General features: G+C 58.1%; 28 protein-coding genes and 3 pseudogenes. 10 read left to right on the forward strand and 21 right to left on the reverse strand.

Annotation, left to right across the window (positions count from 1 at the left end):
- Positions 1-3 precede the first annotated feature (3 nt).
- From HX851_RS42445 to HX851_RS42490, 10 genes are all read right to left on the reverse strand, one after another.
- Positions 4-804, reverse strand: a complete 801-nt coding sequence (locus tag HX851_RS42445; RefSeq protein WP_177063990.1) for a transporter substrate-binding domain-containing protein — start codon at positions 802-804, stop codon at positions 4-6.
- A gap of 345 nt (positions 805-1,149) precedes the next feature.
- Positions 1,150-1,752 carry a RhiA family protein gene (locus HX851_RS42450; protein WP_177063991.1) on the reverse strand — a complete coding sequence of 201 codons (603 nt, stop codon included), beginning with the start codon at positions 1,750-1,752 and terminating at the stop codon, positions 1,150-1,152.
- Positions 1,753-2,025: 273 nt separating this feature from the next.
- Positions 2,026-2,379 carry a copper-binding protein gene (locus HX851_RS42455; RefSeq protein WP_177063992.1) on the reverse strand — a complete coding sequence of 118 codons (354 nt, stop codon included), beginning with the start codon at positions 2,377-2,379 and terminating at the stop codon, positions 2,026-2,028.
- A 129-nt stretch (positions 2,380-2,508) separates the two neighbouring features.
- A complete protein-coding gene (locus tag HX851_RS42460) occupies positions 2,509-2,853 on the reverse strand; it encodes a hypothetical protein (protein WP_177063993.1) in 345 nt (114 codons plus the stop codon).
- 172 nt (positions 2,854-3,025) lie between these two features.
- A complete protein-coding gene (locus HX851_RS42465) occupies positions 3,026-3,937 on the reverse strand; it encodes a LysR family transcriptional regulator (protein WP_177063994.1) in 912 nt (303 codons plus the stop codon).
- 36 nt (positions 3,938-3,973) lie between these two features.
- Positions 3,974-4,699, reverse strand: a complete 726-nt coding sequence (locus HX851_RS42470; protein WP_177063995.1) for an SDR family NAD(P)-dependent oxidoreductase — start codon at positions 4,697-4,699, stop codon at positions 3,974-3,976.
- A 23-nt stretch (positions 4,700-4,722) separates the two neighbouring features.
- The gene (locus tag HX851_RS42475) at positions 4,723-5,646 is read right to left on the reverse strand and encodes an NAD-dependent epimerase/dehydratase family protein (RefSeq protein WP_017128641.1); all 924 of its coding nucleotides are present in this window, start codon (positions 5,644-5,646) and stop codon (positions 4,723-4,725) included.
- A 9-nt stretch (positions 5,647-5,655) separates the two neighbouring features.
- Positions 5,656-6,486 (reverse strand): polysaccharide deacetylase family protein, encoded by an 831-nt coding sequence (locus HX851_RS42480; RefSeq protein WP_017128642.1) that lies wholly within the window; start codon positions 6,484-6,486, stop codon positions 5,656-5,658.
- A gap of 14 nt (positions 6,487-6,500) precedes the next feature.
- Positions 6,501-7,457 (reverse strand): agmatinase, encoded by a 957-nt coding sequence (gene speB, locus HX851_RS42485; RefSeq protein WP_017128643.1) that lies wholly within the window; start codon positions 7,455-7,457, stop codon positions 6,501-6,503.
- Between the two features lie 65 nt (positions 7,458-7,522).
- Positions 7,523-8,947, reverse strand: a complete 1,425-nt coding sequence (locus tag HX851_RS42490; protein WP_017128644.1) for an APC family permease — start codon at positions 8,945-8,947, stop codon at positions 7,523-7,525.
- A 364-nt stretch (positions 8,948-9,311) separates the two neighbouring features.
- Between HX851_RS42490 and HX851_RS42495 the strand changes: the two genes are divergently transcribed.
- Together HX851_RS42495 and HX851_RS42500 are read left to right on the forward strand one after the other, a co-directional pair.
- Positions 9,312-9,461 (forward strand): hypothetical protein, encoded by a 150-nt coding sequence (locus HX851_RS42495; protein WP_017128645.1) that lies wholly within the window; start codon positions 9,312-9,314, stop codon positions 9,459-9,461.
- Positions 9,462-9,498: 37 nt separating this feature from the next.
- Positions 9,499-11,076 (forward strand): hypothetical protein, encoded by a 1,578-nt coding sequence (locus HX851_RS42500; protein WP_177063996.1) that lies wholly within the window; start codon positions 9,499-9,501, stop codon positions 11,074-11,076.
- A 144-nt stretch (positions 11,077-11,220) separates the two neighbouring features.
- On the opposite strand, the gene HX851_RS42505 is transcribed toward HX851_RS42500, so the two are convergent.
- On the reverse strand, positions 11,221-11,400 hold the full coding sequence (locus HX851_RS42505) for a hypothetical protein (protein ID WP_146049215.1): 180 nt from the start codon (positions 11,398-11,400) through the stop codon (positions 11,221-11,223).
- Positions 11,401-11,660: 260 nt separating this feature from the next.
- Between HX851_RS42505 and HX851_RS42510 the strand changes: the two genes are divergently transcribed.
- The 3 genes and pseudogenes from HX851_RS42510 to HX851_RS42520 all read left to right on the forward strand — a co-directional run bounded on the left by HX851_RS42510 (position 11,661) and on the right by HX851_RS42520 (position 14,819).
- Entirely contained in the window at positions 11,661-12,716 is a 1,056-nt protein-coding gene (locus tag HX851_RS42510) for a hypothetical protein (RefSeq protein ID WP_158683266.1), read from the forward strand.
- A 197-nt stretch (positions 12,717-12,913) separates the two neighbouring features.
- Positions 12,914-13,300, forward strand: coding sequence for a hypothetical protein (locus HX851_RS42515; RefSeq protein WP_177063997.1), 387 nt, complete (start codon positions 12,914-12,916; stop codon positions 13,298-13,300).
- Position 13,301: 1 nt separating this feature from the next.
- Positions 13,302-14,819, forward strand: a pseudogene (locus HX851_RS42520) (conjugal transfer protein TraG N-terminal domain-containing protein).
- A gap of 105 nt (positions 14,820-14,924) precedes the next feature.
- Here HX851_RS42520 and HX851_RS42525 read toward each other — a convergent pair.
- Positions 14,925-15,191, reverse strand: coding sequence for a hypothetical protein (locus tag HX851_RS42525; RefSeq protein WP_177063998.1), 267 nt, complete (start codon positions 15,189-15,191; stop codon positions 14,925-14,927).
- Positions 15,192-15,745: 554 nt separating this feature from the next.
- On the opposite strand from HX851_RS42525, the gene HX851_RS42530 reads away from it, so the two are divergent.
- The gene (locus HX851_RS42530; RefSeq protein WP_256262748.1) at positions 15,746-16,093 is read left to right on the forward strand and encodes a DUF6124 family protein; all 348 of its coding nucleotides are present in this window, start codon (positions 15,746-15,748) and stop codon (positions 16,091-16,093) included.
- Positions 16,094-16,247: 154 nt separating this feature from the next.
- On the opposite strand, the gene HX851_RS42535 is transcribed toward HX851_RS42530, so the two are convergent.
- The 3 genes from HX851_RS42535 to HX851_RS42545 all read right to left on the reverse strand — a co-directional run bounded on the left by HX851_RS42535 (position 16,248) and on the right by HX851_RS42545 (position 18,418).
- Positions 16,248-17,273, reverse strand: coding sequence for a hypothetical protein (locus HX851_RS42535; protein ID WP_177063999.1), 1,026 nt, complete (start codon positions 17,271-17,273; stop codon positions 16,248-16,250).
- Positions 17,274-17,351: 78 nt separating this feature from the next.
- Positions 17,352-17,708, reverse strand: a complete 357-nt coding sequence (locus HX851_RS42540) for a TfoX/Sxy family protein (RefSeq protein WP_177064000.1) — start codon at positions 17,706-17,708, stop codon at positions 17,352-17,354.
- Between the two features lie 20 nt (positions 17,709-17,728).
- Positions 17,729-18,418 (reverse strand): helix-turn-helix transcriptional regulator, encoded by a 690-nt coding sequence (locus tag HX851_RS42545; RefSeq protein ID WP_177064001.1) that lies wholly within the window; start codon positions 18,416-18,418, stop codon positions 17,729-17,731.
- A gap of 131 nt (positions 18,419-18,549) precedes the next feature.
- On the opposite strand from HX851_RS42545, the gene HX851_RS42550 reads away from it, so the two are divergent.
- Positions 18,550-20,055: a DUF1214 domain-containing protein gene (locus HX851_RS42550; protein ID WP_177064002.1), complete on the forward strand. Its 1,506-nt coding sequence runs from the start codon at positions 18,550-18,552 to the stop codon at positions 20,053-20,055.
- A gap of 26 nt (positions 20,056-20,081) precedes the next feature.
- Here HX851_RS42550 and HX851_RS42555 read toward each other — a convergent pair.
- Positions 20,082-20,183, reverse strand: a pseudogene (locus HX851_RS42555) (transposase); the annotation flags it as partial.
- Between the two features lie 103 nt (positions 20,184-20,286).
- Positions 20,287-21,213 (reverse strand): LysR family transcriptional regulator, encoded by a 927-nt coding sequence (locus tag HX851_RS42560; protein ID WP_017125931.1) that lies wholly within the window; start codon positions 21,211-21,213, stop codon positions 20,287-20,289.
- A 116-nt stretch (positions 21,214-21,329) separates the two neighbouring features.
- On the opposite strand from HX851_RS42560, the gene HX851_RS42565 reads away from it, so the two are divergent.
- A complete protein-coding gene (locus HX851_RS42565; RefSeq protein ID WP_017125932.1) occupies positions 21,330-21,725 on the forward strand; it encodes a RidA family protein in 396 nt (131 codons plus the stop codon).
- Between the two features lie 136 nt (positions 21,726-21,861).
- On the forward strand, positions 21,862-22,038 hold the full coding sequence (locus HX851_RS45540; protein WP_439899232.1) for a DUF6124 family protein: 177 nt from the start codon (positions 21,862-21,864) through the stop codon (positions 22,036-22,038).
- Positions 22,039-22,308: 270 nt separating this feature from the next.
- On the opposite strand, the pseudogene HX851_RS42570 reads toward HX851_RS45540, so the two are convergent.
- Together HX851_RS42570 and HX851_RS42575 are read right to left on the reverse strand one after the other, a co-directional pair.
- Positions 22,309-22,458 (reverse strand): annotated as a pseudogene (locus HX851_RS42570) (IS5/IS1182 family transposase); the annotation flags it as partial.
- Entirely contained in the window at positions 22,459-22,851 is a 393-nt protein-coding gene (locus tag HX851_RS42575) for a tautomerase family protein (RefSeq protein ID WP_017125934.1), read from the reverse strand. It abuts the pseudogene before it with no gap.
- 107 nt (positions 22,852-22,958) lie between these two features.
- Here HX851_RS42575 and HX851_RS42580 point away from each other — a divergent pair, with 107 nt between their 5' ends.
- Positions 22,959-23,822, forward strand: coding sequence for a LysR family transcriptional regulator (locus HX851_RS42580; RefSeq protein WP_177064003.1), 864 nt, complete (start codon positions 22,959-22,961; stop codon positions 23,820-23,822).
- A gap of 89 nt (positions 23,823-23,911) precedes the next feature.
- On the opposite strand, the gene HX851_RS42585 is transcribed toward HX851_RS42580, so the two are convergent.
- Together HX851_RS42585 and HX851_RS42590 are read right to left on the reverse strand one after the other, a co-directional pair.
- The gene (locus tag HX851_RS42585; RefSeq protein ID WP_177064004.1) at positions 23,912-24,130 is read right to left on the reverse strand and encodes a transposase; all 219 of its coding nucleotides are present in this window, start codon (positions 24,128-24,130) and stop codon (positions 23,912-23,914) included.
- The gene (locus HX851_RS42590) at positions 24,109-25,005 is read right to left on the reverse strand and encodes a glycine betaine ABC transporter substrate-binding protein (RefSeq protein ID WP_177064005.1); all 897 of its coding nucleotides are present in this window, start codon (positions 25,003-25,005) and stop codon (positions 24,109-24,111) included. Before HX851_RS42590 ends, HX851_RS42585 begins: the two co-directional genes overlap by 22 nt.
- Positions 25,006-25,409: the final 404 nt, after the last annotated feature.

The following is a 25,409-nucleotide window of genomic DNA, read 5'->3' on the forward strand; positions in this document are numbered from 1 at the left end:
CAATCAGTATTCGGAGACGAAATGCGCTGGCGGCTCAGGGAATACCGTGCCGAACCACTTCTGCTGGAGTTGCGCGATATCGCCGTTCTTGCGTTCCTGGGCCAGGAAGTTGTTGAGGTAATCAAGCACGCTCTGGTTACCCTTGGCCACGCCCCAGGCCACGTAGGTCTTGCTCGACACCGCCTGACCCAGTTCGAACACACCGGGTTTCTCCTTGAGCAAGGCATTCAGGCCGACGATATTGTTGACCACGTAATCGGTACGGCCCAACGCGAGGTCCTGGTACGCCTCTGGGTACGAGGTGTACTGCACGATCTTGCCCAGTTTACCGCCGCTGGCCGCCAGCAATTTCTCCAGCTCCGGCAAGCGCTGATACATTGCACTGCCCGCCTGGATGCCCAAGGTCAGGCCATTGAGATCGGCGACGCTCTTGATCCGGTCATCGCCCTGGCGCTTGAGGTAAAACACCGTGGCTTCGGCAATCGGCGTGGTGAAATCCAGCGACTGCTGGCGTTCACGGGTGATCAGCAAACCGGTGATGGCGGCGTCATACTTGCCACTGACCACACCCGCCAGCAGCCCGGTGAACGGCATGATTTGCTGGTGTACGTCCAAGGGTCCCGCAGCCTTGAGCTTTTGCACCAGTTCGTTATCGAAGCCGGTGGGCTTGCCGTTGTCCACAAACTCGAAGGGACGGAATTCATCTTCCGTGGCCACCGACAGGTAGCCGCGTTGTTTGACCTCGTCCAGCGTCGCCGCCTGCGTCAGGAAAGGAGTCAGAAGAGTGGTGAGCGCCAAAGCCATGCGCAAGGAACGTCCATGACCAGGCTTGCGTACTGTCGGTGCAAAGCGAAACGCTGTCATGAGGGATCGACCTGTGGAGGATGCTGCGATGTTGGGGAATGGCAGCGAGCGTAGCGGCGTTTTGTAAGTCCGGAAAAGAATATTGAAATCTATTGATATTCTAAAAACACATATTCAAGTCGAGCGAGGGATCGCGGCGGACGCGCCATGAGCACCAACGGGAAGCCTCGCTTCCCGTTGGTGCTTTTACGGTTCACATCACTCGCGGCATGATGATGCTTGAGGCCGGCGCCAATCCGATACCCGCGGGATCCGCGCTCTTGCAAGTGACCCTCGGCGCACCGTTCAACCTTGCCGCCAGACGTTGTCCATCCCCAGGCTCAACGCCACTTCATAGACGTTGACCGGGAAGATCACTTCGAAACTCTGATTGACGTCTGTGGCATCCAGGACAGTTCCGGCGTGCACACCTGTCCCGGCGGCAACCCAGTAGCGCGGTGTCGACGGCGGCGTGAAGACAGAGGTCAGATTCGGGCCGGCTTGCGTGACGAAGGTCCCGGCGCCGCTCATGCTGATACCGACGGAAAATACCTCGTTGGGCACCGTCTGGTCGGTACTGATGACCAGTGAGCCGGCAGGGTTGCCCGTGAGTGCCGCCTCAAATCTGGGCGTATTGTTGCTGCAACTGAACTTGATGGTGTTGTTTTCCAGCAGCCCGCCCGGAACGCATTCGGAGGCCGAGAACGTCACCCCCGGCATGACCACCCCGACCTCATCCCATATGAAACCGTAGTCCGTGTTCCAGTTGAAAGTGATCTGCGCACCTGGCGCTATGCTGTAGGGGCTGGCGAGCCAGGCCAGGGGAAAAACATTATCGATCCCTGCGTTGGGCTGCACCTGGTAAACATAAAAGGTCCATGCCCTGCTGGAGTTATTTTTCAGGCTCAAGCTGTACGACCTTGCCATGTCTGTCGCTCTCCAATTGCGCAAATAAGGGTGTGCTCCCAGGTAAGGAAAGGCTCCGTCCGTTAACGCCACCAGCCGACAGAATCCTGTGCTCCGGGAACTTGCGAACACTAGTCGGTATTTGAGGACATTGCACTGACAAGCCGTGCCAGGTTTCAGGTCTGAAGCGCATTCGGCCCCGTGAGCAAGGCGATAGCGGTTTGATTTAGCATGGGCTACCGACCCGACTCATCGAGCCGGTAGCCCCTCCCCGCGTTACTTCATTTTTTCAATGGACTCGATCTTTGCCACAGTGCCCGAGAGACCGAAGCTGAAGGTGACAGGGTCGTCTTTGCGAAGTCCCACCAGTTGCGCCGGTGTCGCAGAAAACGCCATGGTCATGGCCGGCCATTGGATGGACGCGATGGCGCCGTGGGCAATGGTCACCGTATGCTTTTCGGCATCTATCGCCTTGATCACACCTTCTGCCTTGGCCACGGCCACCTGATTGGGCGCCCGGTTCCTGGTCATGGTTTGCATCGACTCTCCGCCCATATTCATCTCTTCCGCATAGGCATTCAAAGAGAGCACAGCCATGGCGGTTACAACGGTAATCAGAGTACGTTTCATCGGTTTTTCCTTCAAAACAGGTAGGTTCGGCAATTTGTTGTTCCTGTGTTCTTCCATTGCGCGAGCCAAAAGACAGGCGCAACAGTCCTCTTGCGCAGACGCGACATGAGGCTCAATGAGGGACAGGAATCAAACCCGTGGCGGGCGCCACACCCCGGACGGGGTCTGCAGGGGCAGCAAATCGCTGGAGAAGGAAATGACGGCAGGGAGGGATAAGCTGATCGGCGGCTTGATCACCGAGACTTGCAGCATGCTTGCGCTCTTGCACTCCTGGCCGGGCTTGCACAACTTGCCGTGCTCGGTGGCGCCGTTCTTCGCCTCCTGACAGCAGTCCGGGCCCATGCCATCCATCGTCGTCTTGCCCGTCATCTCCATCGGGCACGGTTCTGCCGATACGCGAACGCCCGCCATCCCGCTGAGGGGAAGCGCCAGGCTGATCACGAGCAGGAGACAAAACCGCAGATAACGCTTCATGGAGTGCCGGGCAATCTCGCAAAAGGCTGTTCAACGTCATGGGCAGACATCACCCACACCCCATCAAGAGTGTTGAGTGAAGGCCATATCGCCAAACCTGCATTAAGCCAGTGTTATCAGTCCGATTTTTTCACGATGCTGCGCGACTTCCACCCTGCCCTGCGCCTGGAGTCTAAGGCAGATGCAGCCTGGCATGGGCGGTGAGCCTGTCGAGAAAGCGGCTTACCGTGCTCTTCTGCTCAACCCCTTGGCGGGTGATGCAGTGAAAGGCCGAGCGATAAGCCAGGCGCTGCGGCATGATCGATCGCAGCCGGCCTCGCTCGACCCAGCTCGCTGCGTAGTGCGTGGGCAAGTAACCGATGTAGGTATCGGAAAAAATCAGCAGTGCGATGGCCTCCATCGAAAAAGCGCTGACCGCGCTGGCGAACCGGAGCTCGCACGGTCGTTTGTTCTCGGCGACATAGCCTCGGTCGACATAATCCGCCGCGCTCAGCTCTTCGTACGTCAGATCCTGATCGGGCCGCTGGAAAAACGGATGGCCGCGGCCGCAATACAGGTGCTGTTCCTCTTCAAACAACGCCTGGTAGTGAAGCCCCGACAATCGGTGGTGAAAGGCACCGACAGCCACCTGGATGCGCTCTTCGAGGACCGCCTGTTCAAGCTCGTCGGGCCGCATGACCTGCAAATCGATATGAACGCCGGGATGCCCCGCACGCAACTGGGCAATGGCCGCCGGTACCGGACTGTGTTCGAGGGTGATCAGGCTGTCGACCGTGCCGATGCGCAACAACTCCCGATGGCGCCCGCTGAGCACTGCCGTGCGCTGGCGGAAATGGCCGATATTGGCGAACAGTTCCTGCGCTGCCGCGTAGGTTTCTTCACCTTCTTCGGTCAACTGGAAACCGCTTTTCCCGCGTTTGCACAACGAGTAGCCAAGCCTGACCTCAAGGTCGCGAACAAGCACGCTGAGACGCGACAGACTGGTGTTCAACGGGACCTGCGCCGCCGTAAAACCACCGGCATCGACGATCGCGCAGAAAATCCGCAGCATGCGCAGATCCACATCCGTCAGGTTCACCAGCATGCCGCCCTCTCCTCGTGTTTTTGCGTACGAGCACAATCAGCCGTTCATTACACCGCCGCCATTGACCCCCAGAATCTGCCCGGTCATGAAACTGGCCTGCGCCGAGGCAAGGAAGATCACCGCGGCGGCGATTTCTTGCGCCGTACCCAGCCGCAGCATCGGGTAACGTAACGCTTCCTCGCGAATATAAGCCTCGCCCAGGCGTTCGACCATCGGTGTCAAGGTGCCGCCGGGGGCAACCCCGTTTACCCGTATACCATGGGCCGCCAACTCTCGCGCCAACGATTTGGTCAGGGCAATGATTCCACCTTTCGCAGCCGAGTAATGGCAGAGATTGGCGCACCCGAGTTGCCCGAGATCGGAGGCGATATTGACGATAGCGCCGCTGCCCTGGCGGGTCATCAGGGCCGCCGCCGGTTTGCAGAACAGGAACGCCCCATACAGATGCACGCGGATCATCCGGTCCCAGGCCTCGAAGCTGAGCTCGCTCAGCGGCGCTTCCTGCAAGAACCCCGCGTTGTTGACCAGCACATCCAGGCGTTGCAGACCGGAAAATGCACGCTCCGCCGTTGCCGGATCCGACACATCGCCCAGGGCAAGACGCACCTCCACCCCTCGCGCCTTCAGCTCATCGGCCAGGGCCAGCAGCGCCGGGCTTTCCTGCAGGTCGTTAAGCACGGCAAGACTGCCCTGTTCACCGAGCGCAAGCGCGACCGCGCGGCCGATGCCTTGTGCAGCACCGGTTACCAGATAGGTTTTCATCAATCACCTCGGCTTTCAGGCCATTAGTAGGGATGCTGTTCCAGCCACTGCGCATACATGGCAATGCCTTCCTCCAGGGAGAACCGGGGGCGGTAGCCCAGTTGCCCGCCCGCCGCCGAAATATCGAAGCGCGCATTGTCATCGAGCACGCTCAAGCTACCGGGACCGATACTGAGCTGGGCCTGGGGGTAGACCTTGCGAATCCGTGCCGCGACGGCCCGGTAACTGTCCTGCTCGCCGGCCGTCACATTGAACACCCGTTGCTGCAAGCGCTCTTCCTGAACATTGGCCGCCAGGACACAGGCGTGGGCGACGTCCACCACGTGCACGTACTGAAAGCGGTAATCGCCACCTTCCTCCTCATGCCACGGCTCGTTGTCGATCGCGCTTCTGAGCATGCTCTTGAGGTAGCACTGCATGAACTGCCCGGGACCGTAGATCCAGCCCGGACGCAGCGACACCACGCTGACCTGATACAGGTCGCTGTAGACCTGGCCGAGCTTTTCGGTGAACACCTTGGTACAGCCATACGGCGTGGTCGGCTCAAGGGGCGCGCGCTCGTCGATCACGTCCATTTCCCGATTGGGTCCGTAGGCACATTCGGAACTGAGATTGACCACCCGGGCAATACCGCTGAGCCGGGCGCATTCGAAGACATGGGTGGTGCCCAGGGCATTGGTCAGCACCGTTTGCAGCGGAATGCGCCGCGAGTCCACCGGGTGCGAGATCGCCGCGGTATGAATGATCACGTCGACCGGGCGGCTGCGGCAGCTCTCCAGCAGACTCGCCAGGTCGGCCAGGTCACCTTGCACGTAGCGATATGCCGCGTGCTCGATGGCGCACACCAGGCTGCGGTCGTAGCCCACCACCTCGTCTCCCCGGGCCAGTAACTGACGCACCACTTCCTGACCAAGAAACCCGTTGGCCCCGGTTACCAGTATGTTCATGATCCGTCCTCAGTAAGGGTACAGCGGCAGCACCAGGTCGCCCGCCTGCCAGCGAGCGTAGACATCATCAGGCGTACAGATCCAGGCATCGTCATAGCGCTGAATCTGCTGGATCAGACGCTCCAGCATCGCGATGCGCGAGGCGCGACCGATCAGTTGCGGGTGCATGGTCAGAATGAAATGGCTGGCGTAGTGACGCATGCCTTCCAGCTCCGCCGACCAGAGTCGCAAGACCTTGTCCGGGTCTTCGATCACACTGCCCACCGCCGGCTCCGCCGAGTAGGCGAACTGCTCCCAATCGTCCAGCAACCAACTAACGGGCAGCTCCAGCAGGCTCTTTTCGGGACTGCCGACACGATACGGCCGGTCATCGCCCATCAGGCTGCTGTCACTGTGAAAACCCAGGGCGAGGAGTGAATCGACGACGTCCGGAGTCAACTCCCACAAGGGTGCGCGGTAATGGGTGACCGGCCGGTCGATGGTGGCTTCCAGGAGGGCCTTGGAGTCTTTGAGAATCTGCAGGTTCTGCTCGGGCGTCTGCTCGTCGACACGCTCATGGAAGTAGCCGTGGCAGCCAATCCCGTGCCCGGCAGCGGCAATGCTGCGCACCCCCTCGGGGTCGATCTCGGCCACTCGGGCGGGAATATAAAACTGCGCGCGGATACCGTAGCGGGCAAGCAGCTCCAGCAGGCGCGGCACTCCGACACGGCGGCCATAGGCCCCCATCGACAGCAGGGAGAGCCGGCGCCCGGACAGGCTGGATGGCTCCCAGGCGCTTTCTGCATCCAGGTCGAAACTCAAGGTCACGGCGAAGCGTTTGTTCTCAGGCCAGGCGATCATCGATGCGACTCCTTCTACGAGCGACGCTTGATCGAGTCGGCGAGAATGCACAGCAGCTCGAACATCATGGTTGCCCCCACCAGCGCCGTGGCCCCGCCCACGTCAAAGGGCGGCGACACTTCCACGACATCGGCACCGACCAGGTTCAGGCCTTGCAGGCCTCGAATCAGTTGCTGCGCCTGCAAGGTGGTGACGCCACCGATCTCGGGGGTGCCCGTCCCCGGGGCAAAGGCCGGGTCCAGCACATCGACATCGAAGGTGACATAGGTGGGCTCGTCACCCACGATGCGCCGCGCCTCGGCAATGGTTGCGGCAACGCCGATGTCGGCGAACTCCTCCATGTGGATCACACGGATGCCGCAGTCCCTGGCGAAGTCTTCGTCTTCTGCGGAATAGATCGAACCGCGGATACCAATCTGCACCGTGCGCTTGGGGTCCAGCAGCCCTTCCTCGATCGCACGGCGAAACGGCGTGCCGTGAGTGTAGAGGTTGTCGCCGAAATAACGGTCATTGGTGTCGGAGTGAGCGTCAAAATGGACCATGCCGATCGGCCGGTCCCGGGCGATGGCGCGAAAGATCGGTAACGTCACCAGATGATCGCCACCGACGGACAGCGGCACGGTGCCGACCTCATGGACCTGCCGATAGAACGCTTCGATACGCTTGAGCGAATCGAGCAGATCAATGGGATTGACCGGCGCATCCCCCAGATCGCCAACCCGCACCAGGTCATAGGGGGCAATATGACTGACGTGGTGCACCTTGCGCATCATACTCGACTGGTTGCGCACCTCCCGCGGACCATGCCGGGCGCCTGCGCGGTTGGTGGTACCGCCATCCCAGGGGATGCCCAGCAAGGCGATCTGCACGTCGGCCGGGTCGGTGAATATCGGCAGGCGCATAAAGCTCGGCATACCGGCAAAACGAGGGATGACGGCGGCGTCCAGAGGTTGCGGAAAATCATTGGCCATCAATATTGCTCCTGGTTGTCAGCAGATGAATGGGCGATAAGAAAGGGAAAGCTCAGGGAACGGCTTCACGCCTTCGCCGGTATCGCTCCGGCCACTTTGCGGCGGCGCTTGCCCGAGACCACGATCAGCACGCCGGTCACCAGTGACAGCGCACCCAGGTACCAGGCGGTATGGAGATCTTCCGGGGACACCGGGTTGGCCCCGGCGGTGTAGCCGATATAGGCGAGCACAAACAGCGCCAACAAGGCGGGGATCGAAAGCAGGATTGCGGTGGGCGCCTTGTGCTGCTTCCAGGTCATGACCATGAAGGCCGCCAGTGCCGAGATGTAGGACATCACCAGGGTGATGGTGACCACGTCGTAATACCAGACGATCTTGTCCAGCGGCTTCCACCAGACCAGGGCGATACCGGCAAGCGACACCAGGCCCAGGGTGAACCACGGCGCCTTGAAGCGGTTGACCGCGCGAAACGTACCGGGAAGATGACCCTCTTCACTCATCCGATACAGCGTGCGCGCCGATGAATTGGACGAAATCTGCAGGCCGGCACAGGCCGAGGTAATCACCACGAACAGCGCCAGCCAGGCCATGGCCGGTGGCAGGTAGACATTGGCGACCGCGGCGATGGGCCCGCCGTTGCCGTTTTCAACAATCGCGGCCAATTGCTCTACCGGAACCGCGTACTGCCAGCCGATGGCCGCCAGGCTGTAGATCACGAACGCCGAGGTCAGGACGATCAGCAGCGAGCGCTGCACGGTACGCACCGGCACACGCGCCTCTTCGATGTAGTTGATGGCCGAATCGAAGTTCGCCAGCATCCACACGCCAAACAGCACGCCCGGGCCGATCGCCGCCAGACCGCCGGCGCCTTGCAGCGAATACATCGAGGCAAAGGACAGGTTCTCGACCTGGGGATGGATCAACCCCATGAAACCGAGGCCGGCGACCACGGCTATCTCGAAAACCAGAAAGGTACTGGCGAGCTTCGCGGTCACTCCAACCCCGCGCACCGACACCGCGAAGAAGGTCGCGATCAGCAACGTACCGATGATCTTCGCGTTGAGCTCGCCGGCCAGGGAGGGAATCAGCGCCTGGATGTATTCGGAGCCGATCAGCGCGCACATCGGCGTGACGGCAATGCAGGCGACGGCGTAGGTCCAGCCCAGGATACAGCCGACGTCCGGGTGCAAAAAGCGCGAGCAGAAGGTAAAGATGCCCCCCGCCGACGGTGCCTGGCGTGTCAGCGACACCATGCATACGGCCAGTACCAGCATGGGAAAGAAGAAGGCGATCAGGATCGCCAGGGGCGCTTGATGGCCGGAGATCGAATAGAGGATCGACATCGAGGATGCGGCCACCCAGGCCGGCGCGTTGAAGCCCAAAGCAGAGAAGCTGACGTCCTTGGTATTGAGTTTTCCTTTACTGAGCGCGGTGTCGAGTTCGCTGACAACACCGTGGCGGTCATAACCGAAAAGTTCGTAGAGTTTCATGATTCATCCCAGGCTCGTTTTTTATTGGCAGGTAGCGAAAACGCTTCTTGTAGGACGGAGCTCTTGAGCAATACCCGATGCATGCCGGGCATTTACATCGATTCAAGATAGGGAGTCGGCTGCGCAGCAACAATTACCAAAGACGAAAGCTGACTTGCGCAAATCCGCACGGATACCGCGCGACGTCATCTCGACGGCCAGCGGTACGGTCGTGGCCTGGCTGGTGTCGCTCAACCGAAAAGACCAGCGCCTTCAGGTTTGACCGAATCCCTTTCGGCCTATGAAAAACACGTCGCCTTTTTCGACGTCGTCGAATTTACCGGTACGCGTTTATCGTGCGAACTCCAACACAGGAGTAACCCCCATGTCGCAGAAACAACCCTCGCAACAGCGCCAACAGCAAAACCAGCGTTCCGATGCCCTGAACGCCAACCGGGGCACCAGCGGTTCGAACCCAACCAACGCCCAGGTGCATGGCAATCGCGGCAAGCAACTGAACCCCAATCAGAAGTAACATCTTCACGGGCAGGGATGCCCCATAAGGAGCCATGATGGAAAGACTATATACCTCGCCCACCCTCGGCGAAGTGCTGAAGTACCTGGTCGATGCCAGCGGGATACTGCCCCGCAAGGCGCGTGATCGCGAGGACGACACCGAGTTCGATGAAGTCGAGGCAAAGAGCTTTCGCAAGCGCCTGGAACGCATCGCCAAGGAAGACTGTCACTTGCAGAAAAACATGGAGGAGATTATCCAGCTCCATGCCAAGACCCTTTCACGCTATATCCGGTGCCCCTTTCGGGCGACTCAAATCACCGAGCTGCTGAACGACCTTTACGAGTCGTATGCCTCGATGGTGAAAAGCATTGGTACCTTTCTCACGAAAGCGGACACCACCCGATACTTCCTGACGACTTATGCCGTCGAGGGCGCCGTGCGTGCACTCGCTCGGGACTGGATAAAGTACCAAGGGCATATCTACGCATCGGCGCACCCTCCCGAAGCGTTTTGGTACCTGCCAACCCGGGATGAACATCAGGCATGGTTCATGCCACTCGACAAGGTGCTGTCATGGGCCTACGACGCCTGCGGCCAAACGCTGGCGACGTTCCACCACCCTTGTGGGGTGGACGATCCGAATGACAACCTCAAGCGCAACGAGCGAGCCGCACGCAGTTGGAAGAAGGCCAAGCGCCCCCCCTCGCTGCCCGTGCTCGTCAAGAACCTCGAGGACTCATTCGCTGCGCAGGCACAAGCCGGCAAGCCTGTCGATCAACAACTACAGAACGCCATTGTCACGTGCGCCGCGATCGCTCGCATCACGACCTGCATCGCCCTGGATGCGAGAGATGCCTTTGGCGAACCGTACCTGCAGGAGCTCGCCGGACAAATCCAGCTGTATGCGGGTTGGATGAATGCGGAAATCGATGAGTACATGCGCAACCTGGAAGAGGAAATCCGCGAAAGAAACATCGACGATGCTCGCGAAAAGGTGCTACTCGGCACGAGGATGGCCCCCAGTTTCTGGGGCTTTTTCGAAGCCAAACGCAGCGCCGCGGACGAATTGATGACGCACTACATGGACAGCAAGGGCGCTGTAAGCCCGGAGGTGATCCGCTGGCTGGACAAGCGTTATGGCTCGTATGCCGCAAAGGTCCGGCAAGACGTCATTGCTCGCTGGCAACTGGATAAACCGGCGGGATTGGAGGTCTACCTCGATCGTGCGCTTGCCCTCAAGAACAAGCCCTCGGCCACAGTGCAGGAGGTCGATCAGCTCGCCCTGCAGATGAAGGACAATGGCCTGTCGGAGCGCCTGCCGTGGTTACTCCACTGGCTGCGAGGTGTTATTGCCTACAGAGCCGAGGACTACACCACTGCGGCCCCTCATTACCGGGAGGCATTCCTGCATGCCAAGTACAGTGCTGGTGAGACCCAGTACATTCTGGTCAATCAGTATCTGGAGGTAATGGCCAAAACCAGGCAGTGGCTTGCTTTCAAGCAGGGAGCCCAATGGGCGTGCTACCTGGGGCTTTCTGTACGCTGGCTTCGCGACAAGGAGCCCACGGACGAGAACCTGCGAAACACCTATGGCATTCTCGGTCTGAGCAAGGTGCACTACGCCCGGTTGTGACAGGTTTTGCAACGACAGAACCGGAGGTCGAGTCTCCCGTTCTGTCGGGCTGAATGGGTGGGACAAGCAGCTCGTCAGCGCCAAAGGTTGATCTGGTTATGCGGATAGGCGACAGGCCGGACCTCCCGCCTTGCAGATCACGAATCAGGTCTTGGGCGGCAACAAGCGTTGCAACTCTTCGGCATTGCTCTTGTACAGGGTCACCGTCCAGCAAGTCTTCGAATGCTCGTCCACATAGGAGACGTCGACAACCTCATGACCGCTGATGTTTCGCGGGCTGAAACCCAAGGCCTTGCAAGGCCCCCAAAGCTTGCAGAGCATCATCAAGAACTCGATGTGCAATGTCCCATCCGACTGAATCGTAAACCACGCCTCAGTAGGACCTATTCGAGTGCCGGTTGGGTGAAAAACACCATCGCCCCGTCACGCTGGCTTCGACGTGTACACCTCGACCGGTCATGTCTCATGGGGCGATCGCCATGGCCACTCATAAATGGATGTCCGGTTTCATTGGACCTCTACACATGGCGAAATGCCATATCCAAGATATGCTTGCCGTACACTCTCAAGCCAGGTCACCCGTTATGAACAACCCAGTCGTAGTTCCCCTCCTGGTAGCCTTATCTTTCTTTCCGCTTATGGTTCATGCGAAGGGCATAAGCGCGGGTTCCTTCGACATGGATCCCCTTGATATTGATGGCTCATATTCAGCACAAGAAACCTTCAATCTCCCCCCCATCGATGTATCTGTTCCCTATGGAGGCCCCCACGGCAACCCAAAAGGCGAGCCATCCGGCGACGAAATCAAAAAATCACAGGCCAAGGCAGAAGAGGCCGCCAAACAAGCAGCCTTGGCGAAGGCTACAGAGGAAGAAAAGCTTCGAGTCAAAGAAGCAAAGGACGCAGCCTATGAACTACTTCTTCGACTTGGCGATGAATCTCTCGAAAATGATGGGAATATTGTAGAGAAAGTGTGGGATGCGCTAACCGACGAGTTTATATCTCCTGGCGTATCACAAATTCTGAAATCACTGACCCCTGCTAAAGTCGGAAAAAGTTGGATTGACCTGGCAGAAACAAAGAAAGAAATGCTGGGGGCCAGATACCTAATGCAGAAAGAGGCTGACGATGCAAAGAAGGCTGAACAACTAAAATCTGAAAACGAAAAAACATTGGGACTACCACCATCAGATGTGAAAACGAAAGAAAACAACCCAGAACAGGAACGCTTTTTCAAAGCAGTACGAGGCCTTGCGTCTGCCAGATCCGATGACACAGGATTTGTAGTTGATCAACTGATAAGCCGGGGGCAGAAAACCTCTGAAAACCCTATTAGCTTATCGACTATCAAGGCGATCGTAAAAAAACTAGCGCCCTTAACGCCACCAAACGCCTGTGCCATTCCTCCAGGAAAATGGTCATGTCCAATGGGCCAAGGCAGTATCGGCGGGGCCTGCGGATGTCCAGGGATAGGTAATGGCGTGGGTGCACTACGACCACTCAGTGAGTATTGCAGTGGGGCTATCGCCAACTGCCGTCTGAGTGTTGACCTCCCTGTTGGTACACCTTGCAACTGCAATGCTGATTTTCAGCAAATCAAAGGCCCTATTCCCTGGGGAAGAATTGTGAAACGGCCTTGAGAGGCTATCGGCGTCTTCAGGGTTTTATCCAGATGCCGGGGGATCATCACTCGACCGGCATACTGGGCCAGTCCAGAATCTAAACCAGCTCCCGGGCAATCACCATAAGCAAAGGTGCAGTCCGCAAACCAGTTTTACGGCTGTGATCCTGTGAGGCATTGATGAGGATTGAAGGCTTCTTTCTCAGGAGCCACGTCATGCACTTCTCTCGCCATGATCCCCACCGCATCAATAATTGCCCCGATGAAAGCACCTCCCCACGAGGCTCCAAACGACTGCCTACGGGGCCGATTGCGGTCACCTTGCTGGTCATCTTCATTGCTGCTGCGTTCAACATCGGCGGTATCTACATCATGCAGGGACTACCCGCCTGGCAGGCCTGGAGAGAGGACACCTACTGGTATTTCGTGACCTGGAGAGCCCTGTTGTACAGCCTACTGATCTGGGGCTGCCTGCGCTTCAGAAAACGGCTGCTGATCGACCGACCCGCACTTACCCAGGGGCTTGTACGATCCGCCAAGGGCCTGGCCCTGCTGTTGCTGCTGATGGAACTGCTGCGGGCGTATGCGCGCTGGGGAGCCTGACATGACGCTCTACGCCAATGATTACCTGGAATATTACCTGACACTGGTGGGTTGGCTGGTCGGCAACGGAATTTGGGAGGTGCTCACGGACTCCGGCCTGTTCGCGCTGCCGTTTCTGGTCATCGTGCTTCAGGAGTGGTTCAAGGGACGTGAGAAAGGACCCGATGGCAACAGTGTGCTGGCGGCCAGCGCCAGCATCGAAACCCGCCTATGGCTGGCGACGGCGGTGATCATGTTCGCCGGGATCCCCTTCATCCACCTGGACCTCGGCACCCTGCAGTTCGATCAAAGTCGCTCGGAACAATGCCAGGTTCTTCAGCCTATTCCCCAGGACACCGGCTGGGGACGATCCTTCACCACACTGAATGGCCAGACGGCGCTGGTGCCGGTCTGGTGGTTCTTCGTGCACTCGATGTCCAAGGCCGTGACCGGCGCCGCCGTGGCCGCCATCCCCTGCGGGACCGATCTACGGCAGATGCGCATGCAGGTGTACAACACCCGCCTGCACGATCCCTTGCTGGGTCAGGAAGTCGCCGATTTCACCAACGATTGCTACGGCTACTCGCGGGCGAAACTGTTCATGAATCGCCCCACCCTGAGCCTGGAGCAAACCCACGACATCAACTGGATCGGCTCCAGGTACTTCAGGGAGCAGTCCGGGTACTACGACACCTATCACTCCAAGTCGCCGCGGAGCGAATGGCCCTATGATCCTGATCGGGACATGGGCCTGGCCCAGGTGGCAAACGGTGGTGGGTACCCGACCTGCAATCAGTGGTGGAACGATGGGGACAAAGGGCTGCGGTCGCGCTTGCTGGCCGAGGTGGAAAGCAGCCTGATCGAGCGCTTCGCGCGATGGGCAAACTTTGTCAGCCAGGAGGAAGTGAACGACGCGATCGTTCGGCAGATCGTCTCGCCGAGCAGCTAGACCATGACACAGGGCCGGGCCTACAGCGATTATGGCGGACAGGTCGGCGGCTCGATGTTCAACGACGTGAGCCGCGTGACGGGGGCTGTCGGCCTCACCGTAGGTACAGCGGCCTACTTTCCGGCCATGGATGTCATGCGCCAGGCGCTGCCGATGGTGACAGCGGCGCTGAAGATGGCGCTGGTGATCTGCATTCCCCTGGTGCTGATGTTCAGCACCTACGACTTGAAGGCAACCATCACCGTTTCAGTGGTGCAGTTCGCGATCATCTTTGTGGACTTCTGGTTTCAGCTTGCCCGCTGGCTCGACACCACCATTCTCGATGCGCTTTACGGATGGGACTCGCCGCATTCGAACCTGAACCTGTTGCTGGGGATGAACAACACACAGGCTAATATGTTGTTGAATTTTGTGATGGGCATGCTATTCATCATTCTGCCGACATTTTGGTTGGCTTCATTAACTTGGGCAGGAATCCGCGCAGGAACAGTTCTCCAAGGGCTGTCAGAAGGAACCAACAACGCCAAGCAACAAGGAGGTAGCGGAGCAAGCTTAATAACTAGTCAACTGAAAGGCCCTCTAAGAAAATAGACGGCCTATTCCCAGAGATCATGATAGAAAGCTGGATTGTTCATACTTTCCAATGAGTAAGGATCGGGACACAGCTTATCACCGTCAGAGGCAACTATTTTTCCTTCAGAATTCAAATTGCTTACCGGGATTATCGTCAAGAAAAACAGCCCCATCGCAATAACCGCCACCCAGAACGCCAGATACAAAAAGCCGCCTATCAATCCCCAGCCTCACACACCACCCCAGCATGCCCGTAAAAGCAGCGGGCATGCCTTTCCTCGTCATACATCCCAGAAGCGCTTTCTCGTACCCGAAATAACGACGAGAAAGCCAACCAACCCCATAGCCCAAACGGTAGATGAGTCCTTTCTTCCTTGCTTCAGCAACCATGCTTCTGACCTCGCAGTTGAGTTTTCGCGCTCGGCACGGTCCAGTCAGCCGACGCACGATTCAGCTTTGCAGGCGGCCCGTAAAAGCACCTATAGGACTTTTCTCGATAAGAGACGGATTCGTCAGCAGAGAGCTGTTGCTTTTAACGGTCACGCAGGACAAAAGAACGATTGGGTGTTTCGCAAACGTTACAACATGTTTTATTTGTCCCGTATGGCCAGTGATTTCGAGCCGCCAGCAGGATAGAACTCTTTCCATTGAGTGAAATTTCCTAGAAAATCCTGACCACTTGTTTGCACCCAATCGCAGCGCTAGGCTTCGACTCATCACTGATCATCAGTGATCGGGTTTAGCAGCCTGGAACTTAACATTGGGCGCACAGCGCCACCCTAATCGGGTGGTATTTTTTGCCTCCGCTTTATGGTGGCTGTGCGCAGGGCACCCTCACGGGTGCGCCGGATTCCCAATGTTCCGGTCTGCTAACCTGCGTACAGCTGCCACCCCTCGTTTAGCAGCGATAGCTGGCAGTTCCACTTAACATTGGAAGTGCAAATATGTTCAAAGTAACCCCCAATCCGCCTGCATCACCCAACGCCGTAAACATCGACTCTCGTATCGCCGACCTGGCCTTGTCTCACTATGACCTTGGGCCCAAGGCAGGTTCGAAGCCCGTCCCTGTCACCGTGCTACTGGAAGACTTGCCTCTGCCCAGGGACCGGGAAACCATCCTGCTCGACGTCTACTCGATTCTGCAATCCGCGGCAGCCACGGCCTATGAAAACGCCGACAACCAGACCGGCACGAATCGCAAGGTAGCGATGGGTGTGGTGCACCTGATTGAGCTGGCACAGCTGAGAATGGATGCGATGCTCAATGAGTTGAGCGTCAGCGCCAACGGCTGACAAGGCGCTGCACCGAACGGGAGGCCTGGCTTCCCGTTTTGCTTATCGCCCAACGCTGGGCGCGCCCTGGCGCCGAGCAGCCGGTAATCGCGCCCCTCCCCCGGTCGATCCGTGAGCAAGGAAACTGTCACCGCGTTCTACAATGGGAGACGACCTAGTGAAAACTCGGCTTGATCGTACGAGGGCGTCCAGGTGGGCGGGGTCGGTTCAGGAGCATGGCCGTGTGCGCCTGCATATGCTGTAACTGCCACGCAGCCAGATAGGCGGGAATGTCATGATCCCATTGAGGCACCCAGGTGCCGGCCTGGAGCACGCTCTTGCAGATCTCGAACTGCTCGTCAGGTGTCAACCCGTAGGGTGTCAGCAGGGGTCTTATCCGTGCCATACCGTCGGCAAGGATCTTGATCTCATGAGGCTGAACCGCCCCATAATTCAGGGAAAGAAAGTCATAGGTGTCCTCATACTCCGCAAAAAACGCATCGGCGGCGCGCTTGAGTTGATCAGCGAATTCACTCACGCCCTGAAGAATACCCACATCCAAATCGCGCACTTTATGCGCCACGACCGTATCCCCATACCCGACCCCGACAAGACTGACCAGACGTCTTAGGCCATACAGTTGAATGTGCAGAATGGTTTCGTTGGTCACGAACAATCCGTGCAGATGCAGGCACGGTAGCGCCATCTCGCAGGAGACCGTGGAGGTGGTTCCGCCCAGGTCCTTGACGAAAACCACATGGCATCGAAAGCCGCCATTGTCGGTAAAGAAGCGTTCCAACGAGGTGCGCAAGAACAGCAGCCGCCTGGCCCTGCCCTTGAACATGAACTGGAAGGCCAGCATCGGACAGGCAGAGGCGATATTGATCTGGGTCGCGAACGCCCGCACATCCTCAGCGGCAAGCGGCTCGGGAGCAGCATCATCAGGGATGGCTTTGCGCAAGGCTTCAGCAATTTTCTCAAACGCGACCTCGACACCGCCGCCACCCTGCCAATTGTCCACGAAGACAAAAGTGTCGATCCGGCTGGCTGAGGAGAACAATGCGTTGGCGATGTCAGCGCCCGAGCCCGGGTACAGGAGAGTGCCACCCTGCGCCGGAGCACACGTGCAAAGGTCATTGACGTAGGTATCAATGACATCCAGCACCGCGACCCTGACTTCGTTAAGCCCCCAACTGCACATTGAACTCCCTCCCCAACAGCGTCCATGGTGACGCCCCGGGGCGTCCTGTCGAGTGGAGCGTAGTTGACGGCAGGCGTATCAGCTGCCTGAAAGGCGACCTTTCTGTGAGGCACGGACCGCAGCCTCCACGCCGCGCCGCGCCCACAGCAGCAGCTCATCGCGGTCATCCAACGCACTATGGGGAATGGACCAATACGACAGCGCCACCTCGCGACCGCGTGACTGATAGGTAAAGGGATAACACTGCGCGGCCTCGAAAAAGCCTACGCTGTCGGCGTCGGATTTGACATACACACCGTCGTCGCCATCAATGAGTGCGAACATCAGGCCGTTCAGGTAAATGCCCGTGCATCCAAACATGCGCTTGCTGGCCACCGAGCCCAGAGGCTCCAGTTGTTCCAGGACAAAATTCAGATATTGGCGAGAACTGGACATGGCGGTGCCTCCCTGTGGCCTCACTGATGCTTGTACCCGGCGTCTTGCTTGAGGAAGTCGGCCGCCGTTTTTCCGCGCTCTTGTCGGAATGGCTCATCGAGCACTGACATCTCGGCCATGCGATCCAGGCGGAACACCCTGAATGCGTTCCTCATTTCACACCAGGCCGCCAACAGCCAAACGGGACCATAGAAGGCCATGATGAGCGGGCGAACGGTGCGAACAGAAGCGACGTCTTGCAGATCGATGTAAGCGAAGTTGATCTTGCGCTGGTATCGAATGGCCGCTCTCAGCGCCGCACGGTCGATGGAAATCGATTCCTGTTGAGGATCGCCAGGCGCCCACAACGATAGCGCGTCGATATGCGGCCGCAGCTTCTGTGGCAATACTGCGCGTATCTTGGCGATCACGTCGTCCGCAGCCCTTCCCAATTGCGGGTCCGCACAGGATTGGAGAATTCGAGCGCCCAGCACCAACGCTTCCAGTTCCTGCTCGTTGAACATCAACGGCGGCAAATCATACCCAGCGCGCAACGCGAAACCGATGCCGGCTTCGCCCACGATAGGCACACCATTGGCCATCATGTCCTGGATATCCCGGTAGACGGTTCGGCGCGACACCTCCAGCTCTTCGGCGATGCCCGCAGCCGTTACCGTTCCTCGCCTGCGCAATATCTGGATGACCTGAAATAAACGATCTGCTCGACGCATGACACTCCTTATACGCGATGACTGCGCTGAACATGAACCCGCGCTGACACGGGTTATCGACACTGTTGCCACAAGGGTGGCAACAGGCCAATGCTAGGATTTTATCCAGTTTGAAAAATAGAGATTGGGTAATGTCGATCAACAGAAGAGACGCGTTAAAAATGACGGCTGGCTTGGCTGTCCTGAGCGCCATCAGAACCACGATGGGCGCCGAGCATGCAACCCACATCGCGGACCACCTGAAGACTCGAGATGAGTTTATGACATTCAACCTCGGTATGCCGACACCCGATGACGTTGAGCACCTGTACGACGAGATGGATTTCCAACGGGCCACCCAGTGCTACCTGTGGAGCGTGCCCATCGTCGGCATGGAGAGCGCGCGACAAATGCTCGTCGACAATGCAGACGCCCATAGCGGTGATCTTGTGCTCGTCCATGGTTATCGTGAGGTCAGCGTGATGCTGGGCTCGAACGTCACAACCCCCTATGTCTTCGCCTACTTCGATCTGTCCCACGGGCCGATGATGCTTCATTACCCGCCCGGCGCCACGGCGGGCTCGCTGATTGACTGGTGGGATCGCCCACTGACCGATGTCGGCATGACCGGCCCGGATGCTGGCAACGGCGCGGTGTATGTCCTGGTCGGGCCGGGCCATGTTGCTCCCGCTGCCGTTCCTGCCGACGCACATATCCTGCACTCACGCACCTGCAAGGTAATGATGTTCTGCCGTGGTCTGGATACCGACCCCGACAAGGTGGCGACGGTGTTCTCCACCACGAAAGTGGCCTTCTGCAACAGCGGTCAGGTGCCGCAGTCCGCACGCCTGCTGCGTTTCAAGCCTGAAGGCGAACTCACCAGCATGGCCCATCCTGGCGGCATGGCTTACTGGTCCAGACTGGCGAACGCGCTGCGGGACGAGCCCGTGGAGGAACGCGACCGCTTCTTCGCGGCCATGCTCAGACCTCTGGGTATCGAAATGAACCGCGTCTTTGCGCCGGACGAACGCCAGCGGCTTATCCTGGAAAAAGCCGCATCGATGGGCGAGGCCATGGCCAAGGTGACAGCTTTCAGCAAGCGCCTGGCCGGTATCCACTATCGAGAGGACACTCGCTGGGAGTACCTCATCGCCCCCCATTACGACAATGAGCAAGACGGGCCCACAGGAGCGCTGCTGGAGGAACGGACGGCATTCTTTTACGAAGTCACCGGGACATCGGCCGCAGTCCTCACCCAAACGCCAGGGGTGGGCTCCGCGTACCTCGCCGCTTATCAGGACAAATCAGGAGCAGCGTTCGACGGCGGCAGAACCTATCGCCTGCGGGTACCGGCGCACGTCCCGGCAAAACTTTTCTGGTCCGTCACGCTGTACGACACTCGGACGCGCGGCCTGATTGGAAACACCCGGGAGATCGCCGATCGTTCTTCACGCCAGGACCTGCTCAAGAACCCCGATGGGTCCATAGACATCATCCTTGGCCCTACTGCACCGGCCGGCTATGAAAGGAACTGTATTCCGACGACACCGGCCAAGTCCTGGTACACCTACTTTCGCCTCTTCGGCCCACTCGAACCTTATTTCGAACGATCATGGGTACTGGCGGATATTGAGCCCGTGCTTCAGATACAGGCTTAGGTCACTGCTCACAAACCCACAGTTCTGAGGGGGCGGCTGGCTTCGATATGGCTATAGCCTTGATCGAGCACGAGGCCTGCGGCCTCGCGTTTGAATTCAGCGGAAAAGGAACGACGTTGCTTGGTCATCAGACACCTCTATCTGGCGAGTATTCTCGCCTGAATGGGGGTCCGGTTTCATTGGACCACTACACTGCAACCAGGCGCGGCGGTGTCAGAGATCTATGGAGTGTCAGCGCGTGGGCGGAGCAATCTCCGGCACATGCTTGATCATCAACTCCATTACCCAGTCCATGAACACACGTAATTTTCGGCTAACATGGCGGTTCGGTGCATATGCCATATATAGCGGCATCGACGCGATGTCCCAGTCCTCGAACAGCGGCACAAGTTCGCCACTCGCCACTGGTTGCAAAGCCATATATCGCGGTAGCCATAGTACCCCCAGGCCAGCCTGTCCGGCTGCTAGATAGGCATTGCCATCGTCTACGGCAAGCACATGTCGGCCGTGTACTTCCAGCTGTTCGCCCATGCGCCGCAAGGTGTAAGGGAGCGCTTTGCCTGTTCGCGCCCATCGATACCCCACGACACGATGCTCGCCTTCCTGCAATTCGCGTGGATGTGCCGGCACGCCATAGAGAGCCAGGTATGAGGGTGCTGCGTACACTCCCAGCAGCAGGTCGCCGATGTGCCGCGCGACCAGGGAAGTGTCGGTGATCTCTCCGCCGCGAATCACACAATCGACGCTCTCATCTATCAGGCTCACATGACGGTCGCTCACGCCCAGATCTAGCTGGATATCCGGGTAGAGCTCATGGAATGCCGGTAGCGCCGGAATCAGTAGCAACCGGGCCAGCGGACTGGGCACATCCACCCGCAAGCGCCCACGCGGCGCAGCTGCGGCACTGGATAGCGCGGTTTCAGCATCATCTAACGCCGCCAACAAGAATTGCACCCGCTCGTAGTAGACGGTGCCATCGGCGGTCATTTTCACCTTGCGCGTGGTGCGATTGAGCAGCTTCACGCGCAAGCGCGCCTCCAGTTGCTGGACAAGTTGGCTCACTGTGGTTTTGCTCATGTGCAAGGTGTGGGCAGCCCGAGTAAAGCTGCCGGTTTCTACCACCCGCGCGAAGGCTTGCATGGCATCGAAACGATCCATGGGGGCTCCATATTGTTTGGATATTACAAACAGTGATGGCCAGCATTACCTGTTTATTGCACCCGAGCAAGCTCCGTAAAGTGTTCATGTCGCTTCCCAACTGCTGGAGTTTTCTGATGAACCAACGAGATGTTGTATTCCCCGCCCGCCGTCAGGCCCTTTACGAGCGCAATCGTTATTCAGCTGCGGTACGTGCCAATGGCTTGCTCTTCGTTTCCGGGCAAGTTGGCAGCCGTGAAGATGGGTCACCAGAGCCAGAGCTCAAAGCACAAGTTCGACGCGCTTTCGAGAATCTCAACGCGGTGCTGGCCGCAGCGGGTTGCAGCTTTGATGATGTCCAAGACGTTACCGTCTTCATGGTTGAGCCGCAGAAGATTTTCGAACAGGTGTGGGAGGTCGTGCCGGAGTATTGGGGCGAGGCGCCTTTCCCCACCGTAACGGCGGTAGGGGTCACTTGGCTGTACGGTTTCGATGTTGAGATCAAGGTTGTCGCTAAACTCCCTAACGACTGAGTCTAGGCCTGCTCCCCTTAAGCGAGCGGGCATCACTCAACGACTCCAATCGCGCGCTGCGTTGGCAGTCGCTCCAGAACGCCCTTCAAGTAGTCATACGGGTCATGCCTACTAAGCTTGGCCGGATCGGGAAACCATCCTGCTCGACGTCTACTCGATTCTGCAATCGGCAGCGGCTACGGCCTATGAAAACGCCGACAACCAGACCGGCACGGATCGCAAGGTCGCGATGGGTGTGGTGCACTTGATCGAGTTGGCGCAGCAGAAGATAGATTCAGTGCTGGATATGCAGGAAGCCCGCGTCAGAGGTTGACGCGCCAGAAGCACAAACGGGAAGCCTCGCTTCCCGTTTTTTGGAATGACCAACATTTTTTAGTCGATGAAGCGAGTATCCGGCCTGTCACTATCGACTTCGTATATCAGCCCACTCACTCCATTCAGTGCGGTTGTTGAACGTCAGAAAAAATACATCCTTGCTCACAAACCGGTGGGCAACATCTGACTGTGCTGCATTACTATTGCGGCGCCCTCCCCGGGCATAGCCGAATCGGCTATCGCACGTCAAACCATGGAGCAGCACCCATCTGCGATTGGCCTTGTAGAACACGCCGCGTTTATTCAGCTTGGAATAAGTGCTGCAGCGAGCCGCCACTTGCCAGATCACATTAAGATTTTCGTGCTCTTCACGCTTCTCGACACCGGTGTATCCAGCGTCCGCATACAACGCCTGCTCTTAAGCATGCTGATATCGGTACTCCTGAGTAACCCCTTCATAACCATAGGCACTGGCTCGGCAGTCGATGATGTGCACATTGGAGTGCGGATGCAGGTTGCCTATCAACTCGGCTAATAGCACGTAGGCTTCACGATGGAAGCGCGCTTTTTGCGCTTTGGTGTTGGTCTCATCGGTGACGGTCACTTCCAGGCGGAATGCATTACGTCCATGTTCGGCCAGCGAGCGGTCATGAATGAACCACTGCTCATGAGGCACAAAATCGAGAATCAGCAAGGTCTGTTCCGGACGCTTCTCAAGCACTTCGCACGTCAGCGCGGTGAGCTGCGGGACGAGTTGGCGGACAAGCTCGGGATTGCGCTCGCCGGAGATTTTCAGGGTGATGCCTGGCATGGGGAATTCCTCGTAAGGATAGGGTGAGGCGCCAGAGTAAAAAAATTATCCGGTTCTGAAAAACGGGAAGATATAATGGTATCTATCGGAAAAAACGCAGGATAGATATGCGCCCGTTTGATCTCGAGCAACTGCGCTCCTTCGTCACGATCCTGGAGTGCGGCAGCCTGTCGGCGGCCGCGCCCAAGCTATGCCGCTCGCAGTCAGCACTCAGTGAACAACTTCGCAAGCTGGAAACATTTACCGGTGTGACGCTGCTGGAGCGCGGGAAAAAAGGTGTGAGTCCCACACCCGCCGGAGAGCGGTTGTTGGTACATGCGCTTGAATTGCTCGCTTTGAGTGATTGTGTGCTGGAGGACATGCGCGGTGTGACCCTGACCGGGGAACTGCGCCTGGCCATCACCGACTATTTTTTGCCGAGCGCCATCGCTGGTATGTTGAAGGGGTTGCGCACGCGCTATCCGCAGCTTCGGTTGCATGTTTCGGTGCGCAAAAGCCTGCAAATCGAAAATGGCTCCAATAGCGGCGAATTCGATATCGGCCTGTCGATGCGCATCCTTGACGGGCGCAGCCTTCCCGAAGGCATCCCCGTGCGACGAGAGGCCCTGCGGTGGGTGGCACTCAGTGGGTTTGACGCGCAGCGCGAGCACCTGGCGCCGCTGCCGTTGGTGGTGCTTCCCCAGGATTGTAGTTTGCAGCGATTCACCATCGATCTACTGGATGCGCGTGGGGTACCGTATGTCATTGCGCATTCAGCGTCGGGTGTCGGGGGCCTGCAATCGGCGCTGATGGCAGGGCTGGGAGTGGCGTGCCTGAACAGCTCAGCGGTGCCTGCTGGAGCCGAAGTCTACCGGTCGACTCAATCGCTTCCGGCGCTGCCCGATGTTGAGTTCAGCCTGTTACCGCCGCGCCCTGGTGAGGCGCCGCTGGTCAGCGCGGTTCGAGAGATGTTGGTCACGCACTTCTCCTAGGGGCTCAGCACCCGCCAGTGTCTCCCCGCGGCTGCCCAGAGACTAGGTTCCTGCCTGAGTCGGTGGCATGACCCTGTTTTTCCAGTGGTTCACAGCGGCATGGCTAACGGAGCAAATGCAGGTGGCAGCGCCAGGCTGTTCTGCGCATGCAGCTGAATCCATTTGTGGACGAGGTTCGCGTTGAGGCAATGGCCGAGCGCGATGTTGGCAATCGAAGTGCCGGGCTGGGCACACTCTTGAATGACTTGGGCCTTGAAGGACTTGGAAAACGGGAAGCTATCACCTTTTAGAACAAAGGGGCTTTCCATTTAAGGAGTGTTTCAGGGTGCGCCTCCAACCAGTCGTGGGCGGCCTGATCGGGGCTTTTTCCCTGACGGTTAATGGCGTAATCGAGTTCTGCAACAATGGCGTTGGAGAGACGGATATTGTCCAGCACGTCAAGCTCAGCATCCGTAAAGATGTCCAGGCGATCAGTACGTGCCAATAAAACCGCCTTATCAATTTCGCCCAACAGCCCCTTGGGATCTTTGAGATCGCGGATCCGATGGCGATGATGGAGAAATTGGGGCTGCCAAAGAGGTACTACCCCCCAGCGTTGCGCATCCACCAAGTCTTCAAATGCCGCAATGCATTCGTCCTGCGTACCCGTGCGGAACGAATAGCCCGCAGCTTTCAAGCCGTAGTCATCCATCATTCGCAGGGAAAATCGAGTAATACCCGCACCAGGACCAATGCCCTGGATAGTGGTACAGATGCGAGCAAAAACCTGCGGCTTGAGCAGATCCTCAATCGTCGAAAGCTCTTCCTGTGGAACGTAATCCGGTACTCCCCACAGTGCGTATGGCTGATAGTGAAGACCGAGTTCGCGGGTCAAAACCACCTCCTCCACCCGCGCCTTGTAGATCCCATGACTTGAGGGTATCCACGCGGAGGCGACCATATCGATCTCCCCTGTACGGAGTTGTTCGAAATTGGCCTCATGCAAGGCGAAGCTGCGTTCTACCGTGAACCCCATCTGCTGTAAAACCACCGCAACGAGTGCCGCGGTTGCTCGATGAAACGATAAATCCGTAACCCCCAACCGGACCGTGCGGCGTTTGGGCGTCCCGTGATCGAAAAACGGAGTCGCAAGGGCTGCACCGTTAGCGGTCCGTGTGCTGTTCGTTGCATTTAATTTTGGCATAGTTGGCCTCTAGATGGCTGATATGTAACCCGCTCATACATAATTTGCCCGGCAGCTTGAATGTTTATTTTTACGAGAAAAAGCACGCTTGGGAGCGATTTAGTTTCTTCAAAAAATTGATAATCGCCAGTTGCAAAAAGAGATTAGGGTACGTTCGAAGGCAAGCAGCCCAACGCCCCCCACCGTTCTCTAGTGGATCCAAGGCCAACCAGTGCGATTATCTAAGGACCCGCAGGAGCTTAGAGCCGACAACCCCTCTCACAAGTCGGCCTGGCGTATTTCCATTGCCGCCTAGAGGAAAATCATGATGTCCTGAAACCATGAGACAACGACGCCCGGTGCTGTGGTAGCCTCACGGCTCTGGAACGTCGATTTACATCTGGACAAGTCGCCCGATGGGTACA

This window comes from Pseudomonas gingeri (assembly GCF_013385635.1).
Classification (GTDB): Bacteria; Pseudomonadota; Gammaproteobacteria; order Pseudomonadales; family Pseudomonadaceae; genus Aquipseudomonas; species Aquipseudomonas gingeri_A.